Raw genomic sequence first — 20111 nt, forward strand, 5'->3', positions numbered from 1 at the left:
TCAGCGACAAGGGTGACCCGTGACACAGAAGACGAGCCAGGGCGACGATCTGTTGGACCAGCTTACGAGCGACAGCCGCCAGACGCGTCAGATCGCTCGCCGGCGCATGATTGCCGAGGCCGTCATGAATGAAGGCTCGATGCGGATAGAAGACCTCACCGACCGTTTCGGGATCAGCCTGATGACTGCTCATCGCGACGTGGACGAACTTGTCAGCCGCGGTCTCTTCAGGAAGACGCGCGGTATCGTCACTGCGGCTGCCACCAATCTCATAGAATCAAGCGAGGTCTATCGCTCAAACCGCCAGTCGGCGGAGAAGAAGCTGATCGCCGAAGCGGCGATGCAGTTCGTTGAGCCGGGGCAGGCCATCTTCTTCGATGATTCGACCACTGTCCTACAGATGGCGGCGCATCTGCCGTCGAAGGTACCGGTCACGGCCATCACCAATTCGCTCACGCTCATGAACGCGCTGAAGGGCATGCACGACGTGACGCTGCTCGCACTCGGTGGACAGTATCACAACTGGTGTAACGCCTTCATGGGTCGCATGACCATCAACGAGATCAGGGGTCTCAGGGCCGATGTCGCGTTCATCTCCATGTCGGCGATCAGCGACGGCACGGTGCTACACCAATCCCCGGAGACGGTCGATACCAAGCGTGCCATGTTCGACTGTTCCGTCAAGCGCATCCTGCTTGCCGATTACACGAAGTTCGAGCAGCGGGCGCTTCACAGTTTTGCGGCACTGGACGAGTTCGACGTCGTCATCGTCGACGACAAGACGCAGCCGGCGCACATCGACCGCATGCGGTCCAGAGATATCAACGTTGTCATCGCCAAGGGCGCCGGAGGGCGCTCGTGACCGGACAAGCCCGTTGCTGATAGCGAGGTAAAAGCGAATGCCGAGTCTGCTCGGGATCGATAGTGGCCTGACGGTCACCAAGGCCGTCATCTTCGATATTGACGGCACGCCGCTCGCAGTCGCCCGGCGCCGCGTCACCCAGTTTATCCCAAAGGCCCGCCATATCGAACGGGACATGGACGAATTGTGGAGCGCGACGGCAGACGCGATTCGGGAGGCGATCACGCTGAGCAATCGGCCGGCAAGCGACGTCCAGGGCATCGCCGCAACGGCCCACGGGGATGGCATCTACCTGCTCGACCACGAGCGGATACCTTTGGGCCGGGCCATCCTGTCCCTGGACAGCCGGGCCGGTGCCGTCATCGATCGGTGGATGGAAAACAATGTCGCCGACCAAGCCATCGAGCTCACGGGTCAGATCCCCCATGTCTCCGCACCATCGACACTGCTTGCCTGGATCCGCGACATGGAACCCGAGCGGTTCAAACGCATTGGTCATTTTCTGAGCTGCAAGGACTGGCTGCGGTTTTGCCTGACAGGCATCGTCGGTACGGATCGCACGGAGGCAAGTACCTCCTTTACCGATGTGAAGACACAGGAATACAGCCAGGAGGCCCTGAGGCTCTTTGGGTTGCAGAAACTTGTCCATGCTCTGCCGCCGGCCGCGCGTTCTGATCAAATCATCGGGCGCGTGACACGTGAGGCGGCGCACCTGACCGGTCTTGCCGAGGGAACGCCGGTCGTGGCCGGGCTGCATGACGTCACGGCCTCCGCGCTCGGGGCAGGCGGCTATGCCAAGGGCGTCGTCGCCGTCATTGCCGGTACCTATTCGATCAATGAGACGCTATCGTCGGAACCGCGGGTCGACCGGCGTTGGTTCTGCCGCAACGGCATCGCGCCCGGCATCTGGAACAACATGTCGATCTCGCCGGCATCGACCGCGAATTACGACTGGTTTCTCGACAAGCTATGCGCCGGCGAGCGGACGAAGGGCGAGGTGCAAGGCAGCTCCATTCACGCGTTGCTCGCGCCGGAAATCGATGCGGCTTTCGATCGGCCATCGACGGCGCTCTTCCATCCCTATCTGTTCGGTTCGCCCTATGGTGCTTCGGCAAGTGCCGGCTTCTTCGGACTTGGCGGCTGGCACGATCGAGGCGACATGCTGCGGGCCGTGCTTGAGGGTATCGCTTTCAATCATCGCATCCATGTCGATGCACTTGGCGACGGCTTTGAATTTGAAGAGGCAAGGCTTGCCGGGGGTGTCTCGCGCAACCCGCTGGTCGTTCAGATGTTCGCCGACGTGCTCGGCATACCGGTGACCGTGACCGAAACGGATGAGGCCGCCGCCTGGGGTGCTGCTCTTTGCGCCGGATCGGGCGCCGGCGCTTATGCTAATCCGCAGAGCGATCCGCGCGACATCACCCGCATCGCGAAGACGTGCCAGCCGGATGCGGCACGCAGGGCGGACTACGACAAACGCTACCGGGTCTTCCGCCAGATCGCCGACGCAATGACGCCTCTTTGGCCGAAAATTGCAGGCCTTGCGCCGGAGCAATCGGTAACCGACGAGGCAGAACCCCGGCACTGATGTGTGGGTGATTTAGGACGACAAGATCATGACTCCCGACATGCAGCAACGATTCTCTAACCTTGGAGAGGGCGACATCGACGTTCTGATCATCGGAGCGGGCATCAATGGTGCCGGACTGTTTCGCGACCTTTCGGTCCAAGGCGTCAATTGCGTGATCGTCGACAAGGCCGATTTCGGCTCCGGGACGAGTGCTGCGCCATCGCGTCTTATTCACGGCGGCCTGAAATATCTGGAGACGGGCGAGTTCGGTTTGGTCGCCCAGTCGACGTTGGAGCGCAATTTGCTGCTGAAGAACGCTCCGCATTACGTCGAGCCATTGCCTACTTTCATACCGGTGTTTTCCTGGACACGGGGTATTTGGGCAGCGCTGCGCACGCTGCTTGGCTCCAAGACTGCGCCACGCAGCCGGGGGGCCGTTCTCATCAAGATCGGGCTTAGGCTCTACGATTTCTTTGGATCACGCGACCAGGTCATGCCGCGCCATCGGTTGATCCTGAAAAAGAAGGCGCGCAAGGAAATGCCGCACCTCACCCCGGCAATCGTTGCCGGCGGAATTTATTACGACGCCAAGATCAGCAGGCCTGAGCGGCTCGTCTACGAACTCGTCATGGACGGGCTCGAGGCAAATGCGAAGAGCCTTGCCGCCAATTTCGCGACGCTTGCGGCAGTCTCCGGCGGGCGGCTGACATTCAGGCAACCGGACGACGACGAATTTGCTGTGTCTCCCAAACTGGTGGTGAACGCCGCCGGTCCCTGGATCGATCACGTCAATGGGGCGCTCGGCGCTCCCTCTCGGATGATCGGCGGAACGAAGGGTTCCCACATTCTGCTGGATCACCCTGAGCTTGTTCGCAGCCTGAACGGCCACATGATCTATTTCGAGGCCGACGATGGGCGCATCTGCCTCGTCTACAACTATCTCGGGATGGCGCTCATCGGTTCCACTGATATCCCTGCCGACGACCCGGATAATGTCCGCTGCGAGGAACCGGAAACCGAGTATTTCCTCGATAGCATCCGCTCGCTGCTACCGACGCTTCGCTTCGATCGTGATCAGATCGTCTACAGTTATAGCGGCATCCGTCCGCTGCCGGCCTCCGACGCGACCACCCCGGGGCTGATCAGTCGCGATCATTCCGCACCGGTGAAGGAGCCGGAAGAAGGCAGGCCGTTTCCGATCATCTCGCTGGTCGGCGGAAAGTGGACTACTTTCCGCGGTTTTGCCGAGGAAGTTGCCGATTCCGTTCTCGCGCGCCTGCAGCATGTTCGCAAGAAGTCGACCCGCTACCTGCCGATCGGTGGCGGGAAGGCCTTCCCAATGGAAGTGCGGCAACGAAGCGTCTGGATCAAGGAAATTGCGGCGCGGACCGACGCGCCGGTCGAGCGCGTGGACGAACTGCTTGGCCGCTACGGAACGACGGCTGCGGCCGTGCTCTCTTTCTCGTCGGCATATTCCGATGACCAGCGGCTGACGGGCGCGGGGCACTACAGTTTCAAGGAAGTCGACTGGATTGCTCGAAACGAACTCGTCGTACATCTCTCCGATATAGTCCTTCGGCGCACGACGCTTGCTATTGAAGGCCGCTTGAAGCTCGAAGGCTTGCGGGAAATCGCCGGTGTCGCCGGGGCTGCGCTCGGCTGGAACGACGAACGCATTGCAGGCGAGATCGAGGACGTCGTCAACCAGCTTGATAAATTCCATGGCCAGACGCTCGCAAGCAGGGTGCCTGCCTGCCGCCGGGCCTAAGCAGGCACAGCGCCCCGCGTCAGCATAGGCTGCAGCTCAAGAGAAGATCGGATCGAGCGAACCGGATTTGTAGCGCTTGGCCATGTCCGACACAGGCAGCGGCGTAATCCGGCTTGCCATCCCGGCGGTGCCGAACTGTTCGAAGCGCTCCTTGCAGAGCTTGCTGAGCGCAGCCATCGCCGGCTTAAGATATTTGCGCGGGTCGAATTCGCTCGGATCTTCCTGCAGCACTCGGCGGATCTGGCCGGTCATCGCCATCCTGCCGTCGGTATCGATGTTCACCTTGCGCACGCCGTTCTTGATGCCGCGCTGGATTTCTTCGACCGGCACGCCCCATGTCGGCTTCATCTGGCCGCCGTACTTGTTGATGATCTCCTGCAGCTCGATCGGGACTGACGACGAGCCGTGCATGACGAGGTGCGTATTCGGCAGTTTCCGGTGGATCTCTTCGATGACGCTCATCGCCAGTACCGATCCATCCGGCTGGCGGGTGAATTTGTAGGCACCATGCGACGTCCCCATGGCGATCGCCAGCGCATCGACCTTGGTTTCGCGCACGAACTTTACGGCCTCGTCGGGGTTTGTCAGCAGCTGGTCATGCGACAGCTTGCCTTCGGCGCCGTGGCCGTCCTCGGCCTCGCCCATGCCGGTTTCCAGCGAGCCGAGAACGCCGAGTTCGCCCTCGACCGAGATGCCGCCGAAATGCGCCATGTCCGTCACCATCTTGGTGACGCTGACATTGTAGGCCCAGTCAGCCGGTGTCTTGGCATCCGCCTCCAGCGAACCGTCCATCATCACCGAAGTGAAGCCCGCTTGGATCGCCGTCATGCAGCTCGACGGATCGTTGCCGTGGTCGAGATGAACGCAGACTGGAATATGTGGATAGATCTCGACGACGGCATCCATCATGTGCTTCAGCATGATGTCGTGGGCGTAGGCGCGCGCTCCGCGCGACGCCTGCATGATAACCGGTGCATGAGAGGCGTCCGCGGCCTCCATGATGGCGAGTGCCTGCTCCATGTTGTTGATATTGAAGGCGGGAACGCCGTAGCCTTCCTCCGCAGCGTGATCGAGCAGCTGCCTCAGCGTGATGCGTGCCATTGAAGATTTCCCCATATCGATGGTCGAACGGAACGCCGCCATCCTGTCGAAAGTAGAGCCCCGGCGCGCTGGCTGTTCGCGCGCCCATTTGTAAAGGGCAGAATGGCATAGGAGGAGGAATGTAACAAGCCGCAATAACAATATCACAAACAGTATGATATTTGCGGGGAGCCAGCGACGCATGCGCTCCACCGATCGAACGGTGACCAGGAAGGCGGCAAAGCGGACTTTTCCGCCGCAACATCTCAATGAAACTGCAGCTGTTGGTCCCGCCAGCTCGTGGGGGCAGGGCGTGACAAACTTTGGCTGCGTCAGTAGTCTCGCGCGACCAGCCGGCGATCCCGCTGCAACAACCGACCTATTGAGAGGAACCATGAAGCGAACCTATTTTGCGGCCACCTTGGTGGTGGCGTGGAGTCTGACATCGGCGCTGACCGTCGCGGCGGACGACGCTCTTTCGGAAATCAAGAAGGCTGGCGTGATCAAGATCGGCACGACGGGCGACTACAAGCCCTTCAGCTACAAAGCTGCTGATGGCACCCTCACGGGTGCCGACATCGCCATGGCCAAGGATCTTGCTGCCGATCTCGGTGTCAAGGCGGACTTCGTTACCACAACCTGGAAAACAATGCTGGACGATTTCAAGGCCGGCAAGTTCGACATCGCACTCGGCGGCATTACCGTAAACGCAGCCCGTGACGAAGTGGGCGATTTCTCGGTGCCCAATGTGACCGACGGCAAGCGACCGATTGCGCGCTGCGAGGATAAGGAAAAATATACCACGCTTGATGCAATCGACCGACCCTCCGTGCGGGTAATCGTCAATCCGGGCGGGACCAACGACAAGTTCGCCCACGAACATTTCGACGAGGCGTCCATCCAGGTCTTTCCCGACAACAAGACAATTTTTGACCAGATTGCGTCGGGCAGGGCCGACGTGATGGTCACGGACGGCGTGGAGGTGGACCTGCAGTCCAAGCTGCATGCCAGTGTCCTGTGCCCGGTCGCCGTCAAAGAGCCGTTCACGCATTTCCAGAATGCTTATCTGCTGCGCGAAGATCCCGCCTTAAAGGCGGCGGTGGACGCTTTCATGCGCAAGCAACTGGAAAGCGGTGGATGGAAAGAGAAACTCGACGCGGCAATGCAGTAAGGAATCTCTGCTGCGTAATAGCGGACGTATTCTCCGCCCTCATCTGCTGGGATCGTCGTAAGCACTCAGCGGAACCAATAGGCCTAACTTGACGTCCCTCAGCACTACATTCGTGTGCATGCGCCGGATCTGCGGGTTTTCTTTCATGATCAGGGCCGCGATGTCGTCATAATGCTCGACGTCGCGGGCCGTGATAATGGTAATCAAATCCACCGCTCCGGTAACGTAGTAAACTTGCTGGATGTGATCCTGCTTTTCCGCCCAAAGGCGGAACTTCGCTAGCGCATCGTAGTTGTCACGCTCGATCTCCAATCCGGCGATGAACACCATCGGTGTGCCCGTCGCCTTGCGATCGACGACGGCTACTTCTGCCTTGATGATGCCGTCCTCGCGCAGGCGTTTCAGCCGCCTCTGCACCGCCGAGGTCGAAAGCCCGACCTTTTCGGCGATGGTTTCCGCCGTCAGCTGACAATTGCGCTGAATGATGTCGAGTATGTCGCGATCAAAGCCATCCAATCTTTCCATGCTGCTCCCTCCTCCTCCTACGGCGAAATCACCCGGCGACACCGGTGTACTGTCATATTAAACGCATAAGAAACAGATTTCTGCATAATAAATGCAAAACAATCAGAATTTGCGCGCAAATACCGCAGCTATCCGCGATATTCTCCAAACATTATTTGAACCGGTGCCGCGCATGACAAAACCGTCTATCCAGGCCCTTCGTGTGGATGATCTTCACAAGAGCTATGGCCCACATGAAGTCCTCAAGGGCATTTCGACAACGGCGCGTAAAGGCGACGTGATTTCGATCATCGGTTCGTCGGGCTCCGGGAAGAGTACATTTCTGCGCTGCATCAATTTGCTGGAGATCCCCGATCGGGGCCGCATTGTCGTGAACGGCGAGGAAATCGCTTTGAAACGCGCCCGCAGCGGGCAGATGCAGCCGGTGAACTGGCGGCAGATCGAGCGGTTGCGCACGGGCCTCGGCATGGTTTTCCAGACCTTCAACCTCTGGGCACATCGAACGGTTCTTGAGAACATCATCGAAGCACCAGTCCAGGTCATGGGATATGCTCGCCGCGAGGCCATCGAGAAGGCGGACGCTCTCCTCAATAAGGTTGGGCTCTACGAAAAGCGCGACGCATACCCCGCCTTTCTTTCCGGCGGCCAGCAGCAACGGGCGGCCATTGCCCGGGCGCTTTGTGTCGATCCGGCCGTCATGCTGTTCGACGAGCCGACCTCGGCGCTCGATCCCGAGCTGGTCGGAGAGGTGCTCAAGGTGATCCGCGAGCTCGCGGAGGAGGGCCGCACAATGCTGATCGTCACCCATGAGATGCGCTTTGCCCGCGACGTCTCAAGCCACGTTCTCTTCCTGCATCAGGGCCTGATCGAGGAGGAGGGATCGCCTCGGCAGATCTTCGACGCCCCACTCAGTGCCCGTTGCCGAGAATTTACCGGCGTGCTCGCCCATCATTGATCCGCTGCTTGGTCACAGATACCCCAAACAGGAGAAATCCACGAATGAAACTGCTCCCCCTGCTGCTCGCCGGCGCCACGATTGCCATTTCTGCCATCACGGCTCAGGCTGAAGTCCGTTTTGGCGTCATGAACGAATCGTATCCTCCCTTTTTCGCCAAGGATGCCTCCGGTGAGTGGCAGGGCTGGGAAATCGACCTGATGAACGCCGTGTGCGAGCAGATGAAGGAGAAATGCTCAGTTGTCGAGGTCTCCTGGGATGGGCTCATTCCGGCGCTGCAGAGCAAGAAATTCGACGTCATCTGGTCGTCGATGTCAAACACTGCAGAGCGATCGAAGGTCATTGACTTCACCGAGAAGTATTACAACACGCCGAGCACTTTGATCGGCCCAAAAGACCAGAAGCCCGGCGCGACGGCCGATGACGTGAAGGACAAAACTCTCGGCATTCAGGTCTCAACCATCCAATCGGAATACTATAAGAAGTATTTCGCCGATGTCGCTGACGAGAAGACCTATCAGACCCTGGACGAGGCATTCCAGGATCTTGCCGCCGGCCGCATCGACTATGTGTTCGGGGATTCGCTTGCCCTTGATGCATTCCTGAAAAGTGACGCCGGCAAGGATTGCTGCGTCAAGATGGGTGACGTCGCCGACGACGAGGCGATTCTCGGAGCTGGCGTTTCCGGCGGCCTGCGAAAGGAAGATTCTAAGCTCAAGGCAAAGCTGAATGCTGCGATCGCCGCCGTGCGCGCCAGCGGCAAGTACGGTGAAATCACCAAGAAATATTTCGCCTTCGACATCTACGGTACGAACTGACCTCGATCCCGGACCCGGCCGGACGATGGCAACCGAACCACGAGGCATATTAGACCTGCTCTCCCCCTATCCGCCCGGATGGGGCGGAACCCTACTTGTCGGTGCCGCCTCCACGATCGCCATCTCCGCCGGCGCTTTCCTGATCGGCATTCTGCTCGGGACGGGAGGCGCGCTTGGCAAGCTTTCCGGCAACAGGCCGCTCGGCTTGCTGCTCAATGTCTATACGACGGCTATCCGTGCCATTCCGGAACTGATTTTGATCGTCGGGCTCTATTATGCGGGAATGGACGGCCTCAACCGGCTTTTGGCCGGGCTCAATCTGCCTGCGATCGAAGTGAACGGCTTCGTCGTCGCCGTCGCAGTGCTCGGCTTCGTGCAGGGTGCCTATATGACGGAAGTGCTGCGCGGCGCGATCCTCGCCATCCCCGTTGGTCAGATCGACGCGGCGAAGGCCTTCGGCATGGGGCCGATGCTGCGTTTCCGCCGAGTCATCCTGCCGGCATTATTGCCAAACGCCCTTCCGGGCCTTGCCAATCTGTGGATGTCGGTCACCAAGGACAGCGCGCTCGTTGCCGTCGTCGGCTATCAGGAACTGGCGCTCGCCACTCGCCTGGCTGGCGCGAGCACCAAGCATTATTTCATCTTCTTCCTGGCATCTGCCCTTCTCTATCTCGCTCTCACGCTCGTTTCCAATATCGCCTTCAACCTGATCGAGCGCCATGTGCGGCGCGGACAGCCGAAGCCTGCCTAAGGAGCACACGGCATGACCTTCTCGTGGATAGCCTCCTATTGGTCGCTTCTATTGGCGGGCGCCGCGCAGACGGTGCTGCTGCTGGTGATCTCGGTCGTCTTCGGATTCATCCTGGCGATCGGCCTCGCCTTCGCGCAGGTGAGCGGCGGCCCGGTGACGCAATATCTCGCTCGCGGCTACTGCACCTTCCTGCGCGGCACGCCGCTGCTAATCCAGCTCTGGCTTTTTTATTACGGCGTCGGTTCGCTGCTGCCAATGATCCCAGGCCTGCGCCAGAGCCTGTTCTGGCCCATCCTGCGTGAGGGCTTCTTCTTCGCAGCCGTGAGCTTTACGCTAAACTATGCCGCCTACGAGGCGGAAGTGCTGCGCGGCGCGCTGCTCGCAGTGCCCAAGGGCGAGTTGGAAGCGGGCCGAGCCTTCGGCATGCGTCCTTTCACCCTGATCCGGCGCATATGGCTGCCCCGGGCCATTCGCATCGCATTGCCGACAATCGGCAGCGAAATCGTCATGCAGCTCAAAGCGACACCGCTCGCATTTACCGTCACAGTGATGGATCTATACGCGGTGGCGAGCAAGGTGCGCCAGGACACGCTGCTCGTTTATGAGCCGCTGATCGTCGTTACTGTCTTCTATCTCATTCTCACGGCAATCATCGCTCGTGCCTTCCGCCTCCTCGAGGCGCAGGTGCCATCGCGACGCTAACGCCAACGCGGAAATCGATCATGATTCCACACCTTTGCGGACTTGTTTCGCCGTGCTGGCAGAAATGAGTGCTGGAAGGTCATCCGCCAGAGACGCTTCCGGTTGTCGATCGGCTCGAAACTGCGGACGACATCATCGCCAAATGCGGCCAGGCTTTGCGGCCGGCTTTAGATTTAATTCCCCTACGGAGACCTATCCATGAGCAGACTGCGCATTCTCGACGGCGGCATGAGCCGCGAACTCCTGCGCCTCGGTGCCGAATTGAAGCAGCCGGAATGGTCGGCACTGGCGCTGGTCAATTCGCCAGAAATTGTCCAAAAGGTCCACGAGGAATTCATCGCCGCCGGCTCGGACGTCGTCACCACCAACAGCTATGCGCTGGTGCCTTTCCACATCGGCGAAGAGCGGTTTCAGAAGGAAGGGGCGGCGCTAACCGCGCTCTCGGGCCAGTTGGCACGCAAAGCCGCCGATGCCGTCAAGGATCGGAAAGTCCTGGTTGCTGGTTCGCTGCCGCCAATCTTCGGTTCCTACGAACCTCAGAACTTTGATCCTTTGCGGGTCCAGGACTATCTCAAGGTGCTAGTTGAACAGCTCAGCCCCTTTGTGGACCTGTGGCTCGGGGAAACCCTCAGCCTGATCGCCGAGGGCGAGGCAGTGCGCACTGCAGTTTCCGCAAACGGGAAGCCATTCTGGATCTCGTTTACGCTGGCCGATGACGAGGTACAAGTCAAAGGAGGTGAACCGAAGCTGCGTTCCGGCGAGCGGGTCGACGATGCGGCGAATTGGGCAGCCTCGTCTGGCGCGCAGGCGCTCTTGTTCAACTGCAGCAAGCCAGAAGTCATGCGGGCGGCGGTTGAAACAGCATCTCGTGCGTTCAAGACTAGAGGCTCCACGGTAGAGATCGGTGTCTATGCCAATGCCTTCGAAGGGGAGCAAAATGATTCCGGCGCAAATGAAGGCCTCCATACTACCCGCAACGATCTGAACGATGATGGCTATATGCGCTTTGCCTGCTCCTGGGCGGAGGCCGGTGCAACAATAATCGGCGGTTGTTGCGGCATTGGTGCCGAGCATATCCATCGCCTTAAGCAGACCATGACGGAGTGAATCTGTATGAGCGAATGCTGCAAAGCCGCGTTTGTGTCGCAGGTTTCTTAAGTTTACAAAGCCGAGGCTGTGATGAGTATACGACCGATCAGGAGGCATATGGCTTGAATCTATGCGTCGCGTGCTTTTGGGATCGATGTGGACCATGATCGGCTGGAAAACCTTTGTTGGCCCAGCAAACCGGTCGAGATTTCTCTGACGGGCAAACAACGACGCAAACCGAGGCGAAAGCATCGTCAGTAACGTCCCGGCATGTTCTCTGTTTTCTCGGCAAGGAGCGTGTCCTGACGCCCTTGTCCGGTGCGGCATTGCAGGCCATTTGCGACTTCGCCACGGGATTCAACGTTGAACGAGGACTATTCTCACGCCGAGCCGGATGATCGTATCGAGCAGTCATTCGCCGTGTGCCGGGATCGGGTTGAACCTAAAGTGTGAACGCGGCAGACGAGGAAGCCGTCGCCAATCACCAATCCGTGCTCTATGTCCTTGGGCCGAGCATGATCCAGGTGGATGCGGTGAAGGTTTCGATGGCCGCCCTTCTCCTTGTCGGACGGTTGATCGACGCGGGAGCGGTTGCCGTAAAGGGAGAAAGCGCTGGCGTCGCCCATGGGCTTGGTCGATGGAGAGAACTGATACGCCAAGGAGCCGAAGCCCTCAAGGCCCGGTGACCTTTTGGCTCAACAGCGCGTCGGACGCCTGGCTTTCGCGAAACGCCCGCTATCAGCTCAGGGATACCTGGGGAGTGTCGGTTTTCATCTCGTGGGGCTGCCGGAAGTGTATGTGCCGGAATCGTTTGCCACTGAAAGGCAGGCTGTCGCCACGATGGATGCGGTGACTGACGAGATCGCGAAGCGGGGGCTCGGGCCGACACCGATGATACGCCATGCAACCCTTTCCTCTGATTCAACTTATGACGTGGGCGAGTTCAGTTCAATCCATATGGAATGTCAGGCTCGCCACGTGAGCTGGGCGGATCCAGGCGAGGGGTCGTCGGTCAAAAAAGAAGGCGGTAGGCCCTCATGTTTGCCCACCGCCCTCCGCCTCCGAGCGTCCGCCGCCACGCGCTCAAGAGAGAGGCTGAGTCTATCTCAGCGGGGCCTCGGTTTGTATCGAAGCCGACAAACAAATGCATAATGTCATCCAACAGTCACATAGCAATTGTGTGTTGTGATTGCCGCCACGCAAATGTCATTGAAGTTGCTGCGCTCGTCGCCGCCGTTGCTGTGGACAAGCTGTGGATAATCGGTGGATAACGCAATCAATCAGCGCATGATATGGTCCCGAAATCCGATCCCATGTTGCCTATCCGTTCCGAATCTCTTCATCTTGTCGGTGCCTGCTGTCGACCTCCGCCGCAAACGTTGTCGACCGCATGCTCCGGGCGCTCCGACAAGAAGTCGTGGAGCGCCCTTTCTCTTCCGGAAAGATCACTGCAAAGCTGGCGGGCGAGCCAGAACCCGACAGTCGCATTACCTTGTCGCGCAGTCGCTGGATCAAGCAATTGACTACCCCCCTTGATCTTTAGGCACCACCGGAGGGGTCGTTCTCCGGGCATTACCCTGACTACTAGCGCGGCTTGCGCGGACATTTGCGGATAACCAAAGCATGATAAATCTGCTACCGTCTTCCTTCGATCCACACGGTGCTTCAACCCCCGGGAGTTTCGGGCAGACAGTCCCGCGCGATCCATCCCCCGAAGGTATCCGAAGCATAGGCAGGACTTGTCCAGGCCGCCATGTCACAACGCGACATATCATGTCTCCGATCTTCGCAGGAACTTGCCATCGAACGCGGCACCCACTACCCCTTCACCGGGACGCAAGGGCAAACTCCGGGATAATGGAAACGACCTGGGCTTAGGGGAGGATGGAACCGAGACATCCCGACGGCGATTGAATGGGCGAAAATCAGAGCCCGGACTTCAGTGTAATTCAAGATATCAGAGCCAGAATATGAATGTGAAGAACTGCCACAATTTCCATGATTTCCGCCAATTGGCCAAGCGGCGCCTCCCCGGGCCGATCTTCAATTATATCGACGGTGCGGCTGACGACGAAGTCACCTATCGTCGCAACACGACATCCTTCGGTGACTGCGACCTGGTGCCCAGCGTATTGCGCGGCGTGAGCGATGTAGACATGTCGGTGACGATCATGGGCCAAAGACTAGCGATGCCAGTCTATTGCTCGCCGACGGCGCTGCAGCGGCTGTTTCATCATCAAGGCGAGAGGGCGGTGGCTGCAGCAGCAGCCAAATACGGCACTATGTTCGGGGTGTCGTCACTGGGAACTATCAGTTTAGAAGAAGCACGTCAGATCAGCGACGGGCCACAAGTCTATCAGTTCTATTTCCACAAGGACCGTGGCCTGAATCGGGAGATGATGGCACGCTCCAAGCAGGCGGGCGTAAACGTGATGATGCTGACGGTCGACAGCATCACCGGCGGCAATCGCGAACGCGACAAGCGCACGGGCTTTTCGATTCCGTTCAAACTGAACCTTGCCGGCCTCACCCAGTTCGCGGTCAGGCCGGCTTGGGCAATCAACTATCTCATGCATGAACGCTTTCGTCTGCCGCAACTCGACAGCCACGTCGACATGAGCGGCGGCGCCATGTCGATAAGCCGCTATTTCACCGAAATGCTGGATCCTGCGATGTCATGGGCCGATGTCGCCGAAATGGTGCAGCATTGGGACGGACAGTTCTGCTTGAAAGGCATCATGTCGGTTCAGGATGCTCAGCGAGCAGCGGAGATAGGATGTACCGGCATCGTGATCTCCAACCATGGCGGCCGCCAGCTGGACGGCTCGCGCAGCGCATTCGACCAACTCGCCGAAATCGTCGACGCGGTCGGCCACAAGATCGACGTGATGATGGATGGCGGCGTTCAGCGTGGCACCCATGTGCTCAAAGCCTTGTCATTGGGCGCGAAAGCTGTCGGCCTAGGTCGATACTACCTATTTCCGCTCGCCGCCGCGGGCCAAGCGGGCGTCGAACGCGCGCTGGATTTGATGCGTAGCGAAATCGCGCGCGATATGACGCTTATGGGATGCACCTCCGTCGATCAGCTCACAAGACAGAACCTGCGCTTCCGTCAAAACGCCCCATATTAAATTGACCAGCGACCGAGCTCGCTGAAGCTTTGGCGACTTCGCCCGTGCCGCAAACGACCTATCGTGCCTGCGGGTTTGTAGAACCGGCTTCCTGATCGTAAAAACCTGCTGCGGGGGCGCGGCGTCGGTTCCATCAAGACGCAAGATCCGAATGGCGCCGGCCGATCTGTCGGTGCCGGACCGCATGCATGGCAGTGGCGAGCGGAACATCTGCGCTTGTGCAGAGTTAAGACGCGATGAAACATGATGGTGACCATCAGCCGGCGTCCAATCCATATTGACTGGCTTCAAGGGAAGATGCCGCAGATGGCGGCAAGGCCACCTGTTCGGGAGCTAAACGCTTGCTCCGTCATGCGAGTGTATGGGTTCGACTAATCTTTTGCCGACCCAGCGGACGGACCAGCTTTTCTCCGCTTTGGCTGCATCGGTTGTCACGTTTCCAATCACCCTACTCGCATGCGTCCTCCTTCTCAGACCGCCGAGGGCTGGCTCGTCTGCTCCCCGTCTTTTCATAAAGCGGAGGAGAAGTGTCGATGTCGAGCGCCACCGCCGCTCGGCTGAGCTTCGTTCAAAGAAATAGCTACCGGCCGCCTTGGGTTTCGAAATGCGAGAACTGCCAGCGCTCGCTTTTCCAAGCCTCGCAACCTGCATGCAGCTAGACAGCCATCGATAGTCAATGCCGCTCGGCAGCTTTCTGGGCATGATCAAGGCATCAGGCCCTCCAGCGTTGTGGAACAAGTTGCCGGTATCGGCCATTTGTTGTCCATGAAAACAGTCCTGTCGATGTCGCTGCTCGCCGTGGTCTTCACCGTTGGTGGTGTTGGCGCGCAGGAACTTCGGCGCGAAGCCATCGATTCCGCTTCCATTGCTTCCATCGCTGCAGAAAGGCCGACCAAGGCGCCCGCCGATCCAGATCCAGCGGTCGTGCGTCTTCAGGTCCTGCTCGACCGCGCGGGCTCGTCTCCAGGTGTGATCGACGGTTTCTACGGCGAGAATGTTCGCAAAGCCGTGGCAGGATTCGAAACGATGAACAGCCTTGTCGTCGATGGGAAGCCGGATCCGGAGGTGGTCGCCCGCTTGGAAGGCAATGCGCCCATCGTTGAGAGCTACGTCGTCTCGGCAGAGGATGCCACGGGTCTCGTCGACAGGATCCCTGAAGACTACGACGAGAAGGCGAAGATGCAGAGCCTTGGATATACCAGCGTTGCCGAGAAGCTTTCCGAGCGGTTCCACATGGACGTCGGCCTTATGCAAGCGCTTAATCCCTTTTCGCGGTTCGCTCCAGGTGACACGGTTTGGGTCGTGACACCCGGCCCTCCGCAAGAAGGAAAGGTCGAGAGGATCGAGGCCAACAAGCAGACAGGGCAGATCCTGGCCTATGCCGAAAACGGATCGCTGCTTGCAGTCTATCCTGCGACGATCGGAAGCGAAGACAATCCGGCCCCGTCGGGCAAGCACAAGGTGAAAGGCGTCGCGAGGATGCCAGCGTACAGGTACGACCCAAGGCTCAACTTCCGGCAGGGGAAGAATAACAAGGTTTTGACGATACCAAAGGGGCCGAACGGTCCGGTCGGCAGCGTCTGGATCGACCTGACCGAGCCGACTTACGGAATCCATGGGACGCCTGAACCAAAACTCATCGACAAGGTTGGATCGCACGGTTGCGTGCGCCTGACGAACTGGGACGCCGAAGAGCTGGCCGGAATGGTCAAGCCAGGAGTCATGGTGGAATTCGTCAATCAAGGTCCGGCCGCTCTTAAGTGAAGCGTATTGGCGGTAATGAGCGCCCCCCGGTCGCGGATTTTGGCCGCTCTTTCCGCTTTTGACGAGTGCTTGGCTCCCCGCAAGCGATGCCTGCGCGCCGCCTCAGAAGTGCACGGCGTTGTCAGGCGATCGACGCGCAAGGTATAGGAACTGTGGCGCGCTGCCGTTGGCCGAGTGTCCTGAGGCGATAGCGCACGACGATTGTGGCCGCACTGAGCATGTGCTCCGAATCCAGACAGCAGGGGCGCCGGTTTACACCGTGTTTACCAACCTAAAGGCGAAAAATAGCCCTATATGATTAATTGACTTCGCCTTCTAGCTGTACGAATTATCCCGCGGGCTGGAAAACGGAGGGTGTTGCCAATGGCAATCGTTTTTCAATCACACGGGGGTAGCGAGCAAAAGCGCACCGTTTCTATCTCAAGCCTTCGCGCCAGGCCGCCAGCGACAGGTGACGTCGCAGTCGACGAAGAGGCGGACTTCGGCTATTTCGTACCGCCACTGGATGCGCCCGAGAACTACTTGCCCAACACGGCGGAGACGGTTGGGGAACTCGATGAACTCGGCGCAATGTTGATCGATGTTGTCGCTACGCCGACGAGTGAAGATCCGACTGAAGATTCCACGCTCCCGCCGGTTCTCACATATTGGGGCCAATTCCTGGATCACGAGCTGACAGCCCGAACCGATCGCGAAGGGGCGATTTCGAGCATGGTCAACGCACACCCGCCTGTCGCCTCGTCGACAGTGGAGAGCCAGTTCAGGAACGCTCGCTCGCCCCGCTTCGATCTCGATAGTGTCTACGGCGGATCTGCCGTCGGCGACGGAATAGATGCAGACGTTGTCAAAGTGATTTCTGGTCTTCGCCATCCCACGCTGAAAGACAAAATGCGTGTCGGAACAGCGATCGAACCGGGGCCGTTGCCCGACATGCTCGACCAACATCGAGACCTGCCTCGGTATGGCCAGGTCCAGTCGTCTGTCCGGGAAGCGGCTTTACGTCTGGCTCAGGCGGCGATGACTCCTGAGGTGTTTCAGAAATTCTCTGATACGCTGCCCCAGCGCGCAATAATCGGCGATAATCGTAACGACGAAAATCTCGTCGTTGCGCAGTTCCATCTGAGCTTTCTTCGGTTCCACAACAAGGCCATCGACTACCTTGCGTCGCACGACACGGGCTGGATCGCCGATTTCAGCTCAGCGCAGGCTCTAACCAGACTCCATTATCAGTGGCTGATCGTTGATGGATATCTCCAGGGCGTGTGCGACCCGGCTGTGGTAGACCGCATCGTCAACGATCGGGCATCTCATTTCTTCAAGTTCAGAGCCGAATTCGATGCCCGAAGGCAGAATACCCGACTTGGAAATGCCTTGCCGTTAGAATTCTCCGCGGCGGCTTATCGGTTCGGTCATTCCATGGTCAGAGCCTTTTATGACTACAACAAGAACTTTGGGCGGCCGGGCACTGGTTTTCTACCGCGCGCCACCTTGCGGTTACTTTTCGAATTCACCGGCGGCGGCGGCAGGCTGGATGACGAGAAGAAGCTGCCCAAGAACTGGATAATCGACTGGGCGCGCTTTACAGGGGTCGATCCCCACGACGGGAGCGACGGCGAGCCGGCCCGTCTTGCCAGAAAGATCGACACGGAACTCGCTCCGCCATTGCATACGATGTTCAAGGAAGGCGAAGACCAGGACGACCAACAGCTCAAGGCGTTGTTCAAGAACCTGGCAAGGCGGAACCTTCGTCGAGGCTACAATCTCCGGCTCCCGACGGGCCAGGCACTACACAAGCATCTCAAACAAATCGGCGCAGTGGAGTCCTCGCCGATCCAAGATGTCTCAGCCCTGTTTACCACGAAGCCCGATTTGCAGAACTTCCTCGCCAGCACCGCGTCGCGCTTTCACGAACGCACACCGCTCTGGTTCTACATTCTGGCCGAAGCCGAGGCTGCAGGTGGAAACCGATTGGGCGAAGTTGGGAGCTGTCTCGTAGCCTTGACATTCGTGGGCGTGCTGCTTGCCGATCCCGACTCGGCCCTTTCGCGCGGGTTCACGCCCGATCAGAGCCCTCTCAAGATGCCGGACAACGCACCGATCGACTCGATCGCCAAGTGGATGCAGTTCGCCGCGGTTATGCAGTAGGGCTCTTGAGACTGCTGCCTCGCCGCGTCGCGGCGAGGCAAAGAGAGATACCTGCTGCTTTGGGAAATCACTGGACACGAGCCCAAAGCTGCCGCCGGTAGTGGCCGGCACGACCGTTTGACAAATCAGGATCGACACCGTCTAACCGGCGTTCTGACGGCGTCGTCTCCGCTGGTGTCGCTGATCCTGGGATCGGGATTGTGCCGGATGGACTGAAGGATGCCGAACCGGTCCTTCGAGCTGAAGACGGTTCAGGAGGATCGGTTCTAAGGATCGGATCGGTGTTGCCCGGAACAAACGAGTACGACCGGTGTCACGAACCCATGCCGCCGCCGAGCGTGTTACCGCAGGCGCAGAGTGAAAGCAGGATGCTGCAGCCGACCGCAATTGTTGTCACGGTCTTCCTCATCTTCTGTTTCCTTTTGCCATGATCAGGGTTGCTCACGGGTGCCGGGCGCGGCCTCGCGCTGATCGGCATCTTCAAGGTCGGTCGCAATCAGGAACGCGTCGGTATGCTCGCGTGCGGCTTCTCTCAGGGCGTCCAAGCTTGGAAGGTCGTCGCCTTCGATTTCACCGGCTTCCCGTTCGATCTCCCCCTTCGCCTGGATCCAGTGATCTTCCTGACGCCCTTCAGGTCGTCCTTCTCGCTCCCAAATGGCATGAGCTCGTCTCCGCACTTCGTCTTCGTGGATGGGGCCATGCCGTCTTCCATATTCATCAACGCTCTGGGATCGAGCGCCATTTTGCTCTCCTGCCATGTCATTACCTCCAATACCGATTTCTGGTGGAGACGGACGACCTCCCCAGCAGGTAGCCAATGCCGAAGGCTGCCGCGCCAATACCGAGGATGAGTGAGCTTGCGGCCTGCGGGTGGTCTGTGACGCCGACTGCGACAGCGTTAGCCTCCCGCTTGATTGCGGAGGCCGTGTCAGATGCGACTTTCCGGATGCCCTCAGGTTTTTCAACTGGCGATCCGGTGAAGCCGGCTTCGAGTTCATTTGCCATTGAGTTTTCCTTTCGTAAAAGGAGAACTGGCGGGGAGGGGTGTCGGTTCCTCAGGATTTTACCGGCCGATGCGGATAGGTGGTCCGGAGTTCCGGATCGCGTCCAATGGGGCGCATTTGCAGGCCGCGGCTTTAAGATCGCGGATAGATGCCATTCAGGCGTCTCTGAAAGAGCGGGCCAATGGCAATCGTCGCAAGAACTCCGGGCCATATGCGGCAGACGCATAGCTGCGGTGACGGATTGTTGCTGTTTTAAAACGATTGAAACACCTATATCCCAATCATCGAAACGACGCCGGGGCCAAGCACGGTTGCTGACGTCACAGCCCTCGGGAAAGGGGATTATCATGAACGTGGCACGCTCTTTCAACAACTGGCGCAAGTTCCGCCAGACCGTTTCCGAACTTGGCCGGATGTCCAGCCGTGAATTGCAGGATCTCGGCATCGACCGCGCCGATATCCGTAGCATCGCCCGGGCATCGATCGCTCGCTGACAGCGCTGCTCCAAGCTCGCCGACACTGCCGACGCCCGCTCATGCGGGCGTTTTCGCGTCAATTTTTCATGTTTCCGTATTCTCTAGAGCTTTTGCCGTCGCGAGCCTGGCGGCTTCGTGTTTCTTGCATAGCTGCAGTGCAACATTAAGCCTGTCAACCGCCGAGCGATGGCATATGATCTCTCTCTCCGAAGCAATTGCATGTCCTCCCGCAGAGCTTCGTGGTTCAGGCGGCCCCCTCCTCCTTCCAAGGGACGTCTATAGGAACGGCGGCACTCCTCC

Annotated in this window: 17 protein-coding genes and 1 pseudogene; 14 read left to right on the forward strand and 4 right to left on the reverse strand. The window is 59.0% G+C overall.

Features of this window, described 5'->3' with window-relative positions; all coding sequences use genetic code 11:
* Positions 1 to 19 precede the first annotated feature (19 nt).
* The 3 genes and pseudogenes from RGR602_RS26195 (at position 20) to RGR602_RS26205 (ending at position 4228) form a co-directional block, all read left to right on the forward strand.
* Positions 20 to 862 (forward strand): DeoR/GlpR family DNA-binding transcription regulator, encoded by an 843-nt coding sequence (locus RGR602_RS26195; RefSeq protein ID WP_040114947.1) that lies wholly within the window; start codon positions 20 to 22, stop codon positions 860 to 862.
* Positions 863 to 899: 37 nt separating this feature from the next.
* Positions 900 to 2450, forward strand: coding sequence for an FGGY-family carbohydrate kinase (locus tag RGR602_RS26200; RefSeq protein WP_040114948.1), 1551 nt, complete (start codon positions 900 to 902; stop codon positions 2448 to 2450).
* Between the two features lie 28 nt (positions 2451 to 2478).
* Positions 2479 to 4228: pseudogene (locus RGR602_RS26205) on the forward strand (glycerol-3-phosphate dehydrogenase/oxidase).
* Positions 4229 to 4236: 8 nt separating this feature from the next.
* On the opposite strand, the gene fba reads toward RGR602_RS26205, so the two are convergent.
* Positions 4237 to 5301 carry a class II fructose-bisphosphate aldolase gene (fba, locus tag RGR602_RS26210; protein ID WP_040114949.1) on the reverse strand — a complete coding sequence of 355 codons (1065 nt, stop codon included), beginning with the start codon at positions 5299 to 5301 and terminating at the stop codon, positions 4237 to 4239.
* A 373-nt stretch (positions 5302 to 5674) separates the two neighbouring features.
* On the opposite strand from fba, the gene RGR602_RS26215 reads away from it, so the two are divergent.
* Positions 5675 to 6451, forward strand: a complete 777-nt coding sequence (locus tag RGR602_RS26215) for a transporter substrate-binding domain-containing protein (protein ID WP_040114950.1) — start codon at positions 5675 to 5677, stop codon at positions 6449 to 6451.
* A 39-nt stretch (positions 6452 to 6490) separates the two neighbouring features.
* Here the strand turns inward: RGR602_RS26215 and RGR602_RS26220 are convergent, their stop codons facing one another.
* The gene (locus RGR602_RS26220; RefSeq protein ID WP_040114951.1) at positions 6491 to 6976 is read right to left on the reverse strand and encodes an Lrp/AsnC family transcriptional regulator; all 486 of its coding nucleotides are present in this window, start codon (positions 6974 to 6976) and stop codon (positions 6491 to 6493) included.
* A 172-nt stretch (positions 6977 to 7148) separates the two neighbouring features.
* Here RGR602_RS26220 and RGR602_RS26225 point away from each other — a divergent pair, with 172 nt between their 5' ends.
* From RGR602_RS26225 to RGR602_RS26265, 9 genes are all read left to right on the forward strand, one after another.
* Entirely contained in the window at positions 7149 to 7931 is a 783-nt protein-coding gene (locus RGR602_RS26225; RefSeq protein WP_040116488.1) for an ABC transporter ATP-binding protein, read from the forward strand.
* Between the two features lie 44 nt (positions 7932 to 7975).
* A complete protein-coding gene (locus tag RGR602_RS26230; protein WP_040114952.1) occupies positions 7976 to 8749 on the forward strand; it encodes a transporter substrate-binding domain-containing protein in 774 nt (257 codons plus the stop codon).
* 25 nt (positions 8750 to 8774) lie between these two features.
* The gene (locus RGR602_RS26235) at positions 8775 to 9500 is read left to right on the forward strand and encodes an ABC transporter permease (RefSeq protein ID WP_040114953.1); all 726 of its coding nucleotides are present in this window, start codon (positions 8775 to 8777) and stop codon (positions 9498 to 9500) included.
* A 12-nt stretch (positions 9501 to 9512) separates the two neighbouring features.
* The gene (locus RGR602_RS26240; RefSeq protein WP_040114954.1) at positions 9513 to 10202 is read left to right on the forward strand and encodes an ABC transporter permease; all 690 of its coding nucleotides are present in this window, start codon (positions 9513 to 9515) and stop codon (positions 10200 to 10202) included.
* 198 nt (positions 10203 to 10400) lie between these two features.
* Positions 10401 to 11309 carry a homocysteine S-methyltransferase family protein gene (locus tag RGR602_RS26245; RefSeq protein ID WP_040114955.1) on the forward strand — a complete coding sequence of 303 codons (909 nt, stop codon included), beginning with the start codon at positions 10401 to 10403 and terminating at the stop codon, positions 11307 to 11309.
* Positions 11310 to 11740: 431 nt separating this feature from the next.
* Positions 11741 to 11977 carry a hypothetical protein gene (locus RGR602_RS39530; RefSeq protein WP_246703744.1) on the forward strand — a complete coding sequence of 79 codons (237 nt, stop codon included), beginning with the start codon at positions 11741 to 11743 and terminating at the stop codon, positions 11975 to 11977.
* 1284 nt (positions 11978 to 13261) lie between these two features.
* Positions 13262 to 14422, forward strand: coding sequence for an alpha-hydroxy acid oxidase (locus RGR602_RS26255; protein WP_040114956.1), 1161 nt, complete (start codon positions 13262 to 13264; stop codon positions 14420 to 14422).
* Positions 14423 to 15187: 765 nt separating this feature from the next.
* The gene (locus tag RGR602_RS26260) at positions 15188 to 16186 is read left to right on the forward strand and encodes a L,D-transpeptidase family protein (RefSeq protein WP_040114957.1); all 999 of its coding nucleotides are present in this window, start codon (positions 15188 to 15190) and stop codon (positions 16184 to 16186) included.
* 888 nt (positions 16187 to 17074) lie between these two features.
* Positions 17075 to 18331 carry a peroxidase family protein gene (locus tag RGR602_RS26265; RefSeq protein WP_223844125.1) on the forward strand — a complete coding sequence of 419 codons (1257 nt, stop codon included), beginning with the start codon at positions 17075 to 17077 and terminating at the stop codon, positions 18329 to 18331.
* Positions 18332 to 18762: 431 nt separating this feature from the next.
* On the opposite strand, the gene RGR602_RS26270 is transcribed toward RGR602_RS26265, so the two are convergent.
* A complete protein-coding gene (locus RGR602_RS26270) occupies positions 18763 to 19089 on the reverse strand; it encodes a DUF2934 domain-containing protein (RefSeq protein ID WP_082046695.1) in 327 nt (108 codons plus the stop codon).
* 4 nt (positions 19090 to 19093) lie between these two features.
* Positions 19094 to 19336, reverse strand: coding sequence for a hypothetical protein (locus RGR602_RS26275; protein WP_040114960.1), 243 nt, complete (start codon positions 19334 to 19336; stop codon positions 19094 to 19096).
* Between the two features lie 346 nt (positions 19337 to 19682).
* Between RGR602_RS26275 and RGR602_RS36470 the strand changes: the two genes are divergently transcribed.
* Positions 19683 to 19829: a DUF1127 domain-containing protein gene (locus RGR602_RS36470; protein WP_074071407.1), complete on the forward strand. Its 147-nt coding sequence runs from the start codon at positions 19683 to 19685 to the stop codon at positions 19827 to 19829.
* Positions 19830 to 20111 lie beyond the last annotated feature (282 nt).

The organism is Rhizobium gallicum bv. gallicum R602sp (assembly GCF_000816845.1).
Lineage (GTDB): Bacteria > Pseudomonadota > Alphaproteobacteria > Rhizobiales > Rhizobiaceae > Rhizobium > Rhizobium gallicum.